Source organism: Helicobacter sp. T3_23-1056, assembly GCF_053654535.1.
The window spans coordinates 72,677-79,567 of the sequence record NZ_JBSIUU010000013.1 but is presented as its reverse complement, the minus strand read 5'-3'; the positions used below and the strand labels follow the sequence as shown (position 1 = coordinate 79,567).

Here is a 6,891-nt window from a genome sequence, read left to right as displayed (position 1 = left end):
TTCTTGCAAAGCTACGAATGGAAGCGAAGTAGAAACATATAAAAATCTCTCTAAATGTCACCTCTCTAATTCTTGAACGAATTATATACTTGTTTTTCATCGTATGCATCATAGCTTAAGACTCTTTTATTTTGTCTTAAGTTGTCTTGAGCCAAACTTTTTGCCAAAATCCTAAGTGATAATCTTAGGATACAATCTTAAGCTATAATTTTGGGTTATAATTTTCTTTTGGATTTTGCTAAATGCTAATATAAGTAAAGGAAAACCTAATGCCACAAAATGCGCAAAAAAGCCACGCTAATACACAGCAAACAACGCCACGCAATCACACGCAAACACCACAAATATAGTGAAAAACACCCCAAACACAGCAAACCCCATACACCACGATATTTTACGCCCTTTTGGCGTTGTTTGCATTTATCGTGCTTATTCGCCTTGCTAGCCTTGCGCTCTATCCGCTTATGGACCCCACAGAAGCTAGGTATGCCGAAATGGCTCGCAAAATGCTTGAGTTAGGTGATTTTGTGGTGCTACACTACACTTATGAGTCGCCATTTTGGGGCAAGCCTCCGCTTAGCTTTTGGGGGAGTGCGCTAGGAATGAGCCTTTTTGGTATCGATGAATTTGGCGCGAGAATCGCGCCTTTTGTCGCGGGATTGCTCGTGTGCGCGCTATTTTTTGCGTGGCGGTATGATATGCGCGATTTTGCCCCATTACAAACCCCCAACAAAACCCAAAATCTTAGACAAACTCACAAAGAATGCCAACTACAAAATCCCACGCACGCCCGATATATGCTTGCTTTGGCAAGTAGCATTATTACGCTTAGCACGGCTCTTGGGCTAGTGGCGTGCGGGGCGGTGATGACTGATGAGTTTTTGCTCTTCTGTGTGGGGCTGTGTATGGTGGGGTTTTGGAATTGTGTGGCAAGCCCAAAATCCCAAACGCAATGCAAAGATTTAAAATTTAAAGCCAACAATAACACAACTTTAGACGCAAACGCGAGCGATAAGGCAAGCCAAAGCACGCAAAAAGCGCGATTATGGGGGTATATGTTTTTTGTGGGGCTTGGGCTAGGATTGCTTGCAAAGGGACCGCTTATTTTTGTGCTTTCACTTGTGCCGATTGTGGGCTTTATCGCGCTTATGTGGCTTTTTCATCGCATTTGCAAAGCTCGCCAAATAAGCCAAAATCTAGCCCAAAATCTAAGCCAAAATCCACAAAATCCACCCGCACAAACCACCACAAACGCAGACCAAAATCTCACACTGCATTACAGCAATTTACCCATTTTTAGCGGGACGCTACTTGCCCTGCTTATCGCGCTTCCGTGGTATATTTTGTGCGAATTGCGAAGTGAGGGATTTTTGGAGTATTTTATCATTGGAGAGCATTTTAAGCGGTTTTTAGTCAGTGGCTGGGAGGGGGATTTATACGGGAGCGCGCATTCGCGCACGCTTGGGAGCATTTGGATATTTTTCCTTATGGCGTTTTTGCCGTGGAGCATTGTTTTTGTAGGGTTTTTCGCGGGCAAAATCGCAAAATCTTTTGCACATTTTAAAATCTCCGCCAAAAGTCCTTTTATGAAAAGCTCTTTTTTCACTGCCACACGGGATTTGGCGGGACAAATCGCGCACAATCTCATCACGCATAATGCCAAAACGCTCTATTTGGCGTTGTGGATTCTTACCCCGCTCGCATTTTTCACCCTCTCGCGCAATGTGCTTTGGACTTATGTCCTGCCGTGCGTGATTCCATTTAGCATATTGCTCGCGCAGTGGATTTTCTCTGCGCGCACAAGGGCGTTTGCGACATACATTTGGATTTTGCCTTTGGTGCTTGTGGGTGGCTTTGGTGCGTTTGTGCCTACGCAAAGCGCGCAAAACCTGCTATCCCCCTATCATCACAAAGATATTTTTACGCATTTTAGCGGGGATAGTCGCCTTGCTTTTATCGGGTTTAGCCCGTCTTATTCTGCGGAGTTTTACGCCCACGCTAAAAATGACGCGCTTAGGGCTAAAAATCCCTCTATAATGCCACTGCGAGAGGAAATCTACACGCGCAAAGATATGCAAGAATGCGTTGCATTAGATGACAACAGCACAATTCACAATCAAGGGCTTAAGAGTTGCGCTTTAAGCGAGATTTTAGCCACAAATGAGCGCGTAAGTATCGCTATAAAATCAAGCGATTTTGCTAGCTTTGGCGAGTTTTTCACCCGCAATGCCCCGCACTTTAGCCAAATCATAGAATCTAAGGGCATAATCCTTTTGCAGAATTTTAAGTAGAAAAAAGATTCCTAATTTTTATGATTTTGTGTTTATGTGGCGTTGTAAGATTTTGCAGTTTAGATAAAAATATTTAGTTAAAAAACCCACATTAACTAATTAAAAGCGTGTTTAAAACAGCAAAAAACATTTCGCAATCCAAAATGTTACACCAGCGCAAGTGAAATCTGTGGAATATAGCTAACAAGCATTAGCCCTACTAGCATTACGATTAGCCACGGAAGCACGGATATTACGACATCTTTTAGGCTTAGTCCTGTGAGTGAGCTAGCCACAAATAGATTTAGTCCCACAGGTGGCGTTATCATTCCTAGCTCCATATTTACCACCATTATGATTCCAAAATGTATCGGGTCTATGCCAAGCGATACGGCGATAGGTAGTAGCAGGGGCGTCATTATCATCACCACCGAGCTAGGCTCCATAAACTGCCCCATCACAAAAAGCAATATATTTACCACGATTAAAAACATCCACCAAGTCATTTCTTTTTGGATTAGAAATTCTGCTATTGTGTGGGGGATACGCTCGCTTGTGAGAAAATGTGCAAACACGACTGCGCAACCTATGATAAGAAATATCATAGCCGTAGTAATCGCGGCATCTAAGCACACCGCATATAAATCTTTTAACTTCAAATCCCTATACACAAACACAGAAATGATAAACGCATACACGACAGCTATGCCTGCGGCTTCTGTGGCGGTAAATAGCCCTCCATAGATTCCCCCTATGACTACGGCTATGATTAGCAATGCCCAAAATGCGCGTAAAAATTGCTTTAAGCGCACGCTAAAAGATTCTGCTTTGCTAGCTTTGTATCCTAGTCTTTTTGCGCCAAAATACGCATATATCATCATCATTCCCCCTATCATTAGCCCGGGGATAATCCCCGCTTTAAACAACGCTTCGATAGAGACTACGATTTCTTTGCCTTGTAAGTCGCTAAGCCCGCTTGCCGTAACTCCATAGACTATCATCACCACACTTGGCGGAATCAAAATCCCTAGACTCCCCGCTGTGGTTATCGCGCCTACGGCGTAGGATTTGGGATAGCCCGCTTGCTTTATGGCTACAAACATAACCGAGCCGATAGCCACCACTGTCGCAGGAGAGCTACCACTCACAGCCGCAAAGATAATACACGCCAAAATCGCGCTCATAGGAAGCCCGCCGGGCAAATGCCCTACAAGCGATTTTGCAAAATCTACGATACGATTTGCCGCACTACCTTTGCTAAGAAGCGAGCCTGCAAGGATAAACATAGGAATCGCCATAAGGGTTGGCTTAAAAGCAGAGATAAAAATATCGGGGATTCCGCTAATGTCGTGGCTAGTAAATAAAAGCATACACACAAGAGAGCTAATCCCAAGCGAAACTGCCACAGGCACACCCACCAAAAGCAGAGCAAACAATAAAACAAATAGCACGATGATACTCATTTAGATTCTCCTTGAAATGATTTTTTGAAATGTTTTTTAAAAGTCGCTTTGAAATATCTTTGGAAGTTTTATTTTGCGTTTTTTTTAGAATCTGTTTGTTATTCTTTGATTGCCACATCGTGGATTATCTCATCTTGCGTGCGTTTTACGACTTTGCTAGATTCTAGCCACGAGACTTCATAGATTTTTTCGATGACACGATAAGTCGCCCCCAGAAATGACAATGGCAAGCACAATAAAAAAATCCACAAAGGCACATTGTGAAACGCCTCGCTATATCGCCCCAAATCCATATAAAGCTCGACGGTTGCAAACCCTGCATACGCCATAAACGCCAAAAATCCAGCACTTAGAATATGCGAAAAAATCACGCAGGATTTTGCTATCACAGGGGGGAATCGCTCCACAAGCACCATCACGCTTATATGCACGCCTTTGCGAAATCCATACGCCGCGCCAAAAAGCGCACTCCATATAAAACAATACCCCGCTAGCTCCTCGCCCCAAGTGAGCGAATGCACTTGTGGATAAATGCTAGCGATAAAGCGCGTGGTTACATTTAGGGCTACTATGACTACGCCAGCGACTAGCCCAAAGACAGCGATATTTTTGTTGATTCCAGCGATGATTATGTCAAGCACGCGAAAGATTTGATTTACTCTAGGGCTTAGGTGAGCCCATTTAAAAGGCTTTTGTAGCAATAAAAGCAGGGTTTTCATAGTGTTCCTTGATTTTAGATTTTTATAAGGCTTATAAAAATGACAAAAATCTTAACAACGCATTTTAAGATTTTGTGGCATTGCTTTAGTGGTGCGTATGCTGATTTTGGCTTATAAGGCATTGTTTTTACGCATCGCATTTGCATAAGATACATTGTAGCATTTGTGTGATAATTTTAGTCCAACTTTTTTTGGTATTACAAAATAATAAGCTAAAAGATAGAATCTGTTTTTATAGTTGTCATTGTTTGTAAGCATCGTAAGCAAGACTGAGATAAAATTTTGCTAAACATCTTAAAAAATCACTTGTATAAGATTTTAGGATTATTGCTTATATTCAAATGTTAAATTTTCGCTATTTTTATGCACTTCTATGTAGCCATTTTCGCCTGATATGCTATTGCCGTTAATATAAAATATATCTTTTTGAAACGCTGGATTATTTATAGTGTAGCCTAGCAAATTTGCGATAATTAGCCCTAATTCATAATGCGTGGGATAGGAAATATCGTTAATTTTTGATAAAAATTGTGCATCTTTTCCCGTTTTGGCATTGTCATATTGTGCGACAAAAATGGGGATATTTGCAACATTTGGGCTTAAAAATGTATGTCCCCATTCTGCATTGCCGTCTTTTCCTATCTCGCCCATAGCTTCGCCGTGGTCAGGGATAAAAAATAGATAATTCATATTGTTACTTGAATCTTTAAATTTTCTAAAAATACTTGCAATTATAAAGTCATTAAATATCATCGCATTATCATAACTATTGATTTTATATTGTGTATTTGTTTGATTTGTGATGGGGAAAACTTGGGCTTGTGGATATGCTTTGTATCCTTGCTCATAAGGCGAATGCGCATTTCGCTGATGAAGGACGATGAAATTTTTGTCATTTTGATTTATTTGTGGGAAATGTTTGTCTAACTCTTCTAAAAGCACTATATCGCCGATTTGTTCAGAGCGAAAAAGATAGTTTTCTTTGGTGGATAGTATGTCAATGTAATTTCCCGCCATCGCTCTTGCCTCCGCTTCTGTTTGATTGGAAATGTAATAAGTTGCAAATCCCGCAAGCTTTGCTAACTTAAATAAATGCGTGGTTTGCGTGTCAATGTGGCGGATATTTTTGGGGTGATAAGCGATATTAAAAAACATAGGCAAAGATACGCGCGTAAGCACCGAGCTAGAAATCCCCCTTTTTGTGATAAAATTTCCCTCTTTGGCAAGCGTGGATAAAAGTGGTGTAGTATCACGCTCATAGCCAAGCATAGCGATATGATTTGCATTTGCACTCTCCCCTAAAACAATAATGATATTTTTTGGAGAGATATTTTTGGTAGATTCGTAAGTATATGGCGGATATTTTGTAGTGGCTGGTGGCAAATCCAAATGTTTTGGCAAATAAATACAAAAATACGCACTAAACACCACTAAATCATTATAAATGCTTACACTATCGTTGCTCGGCATAAAGTTATTGATATTGCTCGTTTTAAAAATTGCTTTGTATGGCAGAATGCTAAGCAGGGAACACATCACAAAAGAAGAGATAAAACTTTTTGGCAATTTTTTATCTAAGCGCAAAAGCAAATAAATAAATAAGCCATAAGCGCAAACTATCGCAATAATGGGATATAACCCCTGCGGTAATGCCATTTTTGCACTATCCACCACTTCGCCTACTTCGCTACTAAATAACGCTAAACTAAATACACTTAATGGCGTCCCAAACCAAAAAAGATGCCCAAACTGAAAAAACTCCATTATCATAAAAAGCACTAAAATAGCAATGCTTAAAAATCTAGGTTTCATTACAGGCAGAGCGATACTAGCGGGAATAAACGCACATAAAAAGATAATGTCTAGGCGAAAGGAATATTGCGGATTGATAAGCGCGAAAAACGCACTTGGCGTAAGAAAAACGCCAAAGCATAGCACACTCATAATTCCCCAAATAACAAAACGATTATTAAAAAATCTCATAAAATTATCTTTGCATTTTATATCATTTGTTTGCATTACCAAAAATCCATCTTTTTAGTTTTATTTCGCATTGCTACTAATAATTTGTTAGCCATTCTTTATCACTTATGTTTAAGAGTTAATTTTGTCCTAAGCCTAATGTGGTCGCTTTTATCGCGCTTATGACACGCTAAAACAATAAAAAACAACGGCAAGTATGCTACAAAAAAAAAAAAAATGGACTTTAAATGTGTAGTGTTGTGTTTTGTTAGGAAGCGTTTTTATAAGGCAAGTTTAAGCAAATGTTCATTGTCATATTGAGGGCGTAGCCCAAAGTATTTAAATGATTTTGCAAAATCACATTATTTGTAGAATTTATTTCTTAAATACTTTGAGCTTAAAAACTCTCAGTATGAAAATCTTGTTTGATGTATTTTGCGCTTACGCGCTCAATATGGTAAAAATCACATAGATTGC

At 40.0% G+C, this 6,891-nt stretch carries 5 protein-coding genes; 1 reads left to right on the top strand and 4 read right to left on the bottom strand.

Annotated elements, in window-relative coordinates:
* Positions 1 to 297: 297 nt before the first annotated feature.
* Complete coding sequence (locus ACWIUO_RS08280) at positions 298 to 420, bottom strand: hypothetical protein (protein ID WP_454177427.1); 123 nt, start codon at positions 418 to 420, stop codon at positions 298 to 300.
* Here ACWIUO_RS08280 and ACWIUO_RS08275 point away from each other — a divergent pair.
* Positions 411 to 2,291 (top strand): ArnT family glycosyltransferase, encoded by a 1,881-nt coding sequence (locus ACWIUO_RS08275; RefSeq protein ID WP_454177426.1) that lies wholly within the window; start codon positions 411 to 413, stop codon positions 2,289 to 2,291. The genes ACWIUO_RS08280 and ACWIUO_RS08275 overlap by 10 nt on opposite strands.
* 146 nt (positions 2,292 to 2,437) lie before the next feature.
* Here ACWIUO_RS08275 and ACWIUO_RS08270 read toward each other — a convergent pair whose 3' ends face one another.
* The 3 genes from ACWIUO_RS08270 to ACWIUO_RS08260 all read right to left on the bottom strand — a co-directional run bounded on the left by ACWIUO_RS08270 (position 2,438) and on the right by ACWIUO_RS08260 (position 6,471).
* Positions 2,438 to 3,733, bottom strand: a complete 1,296-nt coding sequence (locus ACWIUO_RS08270) for a TRAP transporter large permease (RefSeq protein WP_454177425.1) — start codon at positions 3,731 to 3,733, stop codon at positions 2,438 to 2,440.
* 98 nt (positions 3,734 to 3,831) lie between these two features.
* Positions 3,832 to 4,452 (bottom strand): TRAP transporter small permease, encoded by a 621-nt coding sequence (locus ACWIUO_RS08265; protein WP_454177424.1) that lies wholly within the window; start codon positions 4,450 to 4,452, stop codon positions 3,832 to 3,834.
* 324 nt (positions 4,453 to 4,776) lie between these two features.
* Positions 4,777 to 6,471, bottom strand: a complete 1,695-nt coding sequence (locus ACWIUO_RS08260) for a phosphoethanolamine transferase (RefSeq protein WP_454177423.1) — start codon at positions 6,469 to 6,471, stop codon at positions 4,777 to 4,779.
* Between the last annotated feature and the right edge of the window lie 420 nt (positions 6,472 to 6,891).